The 682-nt window shown below is 55.0% G+C and carries 1 protein-coding gene; it reads right to left on the bottom strand.

Features of this window, described 5'->3' with window-relative positions; all coding sequences use genetic code 11:
- A partial coding sequence (locus AACS92_RS02990) for a terminase large subunit domain-containing protein (RefSeq protein WP_193757025.1) occupies window positions 1–682 on the bottom strand: 682 nt, incomplete at both ends.

The raw sequence follows: 682 nt of genomic DNA, 5'->3' as shown, positions 1-682 counted from the left end.
CATGTCCAGCTTGCGGGCAAGGTCAAAGGCCAGAAAACAGGGCTGCCCCTCGAACTGCGCCAGTGTCAGTGAGGTGTCTTCGCACTGTTTCCAGCTCACCATATTGAAGTAAGCCTCCCGCGCAGACACCCAGATATTCAGGTGCTTGGTCTTGAATACGCTGGCTAAACGCGGGTTATTCAGGGCGCGTTGTTGCTGGCTCAGCAGAAAATCAGCATAGACTGAGACCCCCATATTCGGATTGGCCTTGCGCAATACGTCCGGTGAGGTCCAGTCATCCCCCTCATCCACGGTATAGATCATGCCGAACAATTCCTCGTTGGGCACATTGCCGGACAGCATGTCAATCACCTCACGCCGCTTGTCATAACACGGGCCTTCAATATTATAACCTGCCGTGGTGATCGCCCACATCAGCGGCTGTCGCCGTGCGCCCATGCCCGTCAGCATGGTGGTATAAAGATCATCAGTATCGTGTTCATGATATTCGTCCACAATCGCACAACTGGGTGACTGCCCATCGCCGGGATTGCCGATCAGCGGCTCAAACCGGGCTCCGTCTGCCGGACAATTCATATTGGAAGCATTCACTTCAATGCCGAATGCCTCCATCAGCAATGGCGTGCGCTTGCACATCAATCTCGCGGGACGGAACACTTCCCACGCCTGTTTCTCCGTGGTC

This window comes from Xenorhabdus sp. KJ12.1, from assembly GCF_963876495.1.
Taxonomy (GTDB): domain Bacteria; phylum Pseudomonadota; class Gammaproteobacteria; order Enterobacterales; family Enterobacteriaceae; genus Xenorhabdus; species Xenorhabdus stockiae.
The sequence above is the reverse complement of the archived record's forward strand: the minus strand, read 5'-3'. Positions and strand labels throughout refer to the sequence as shown.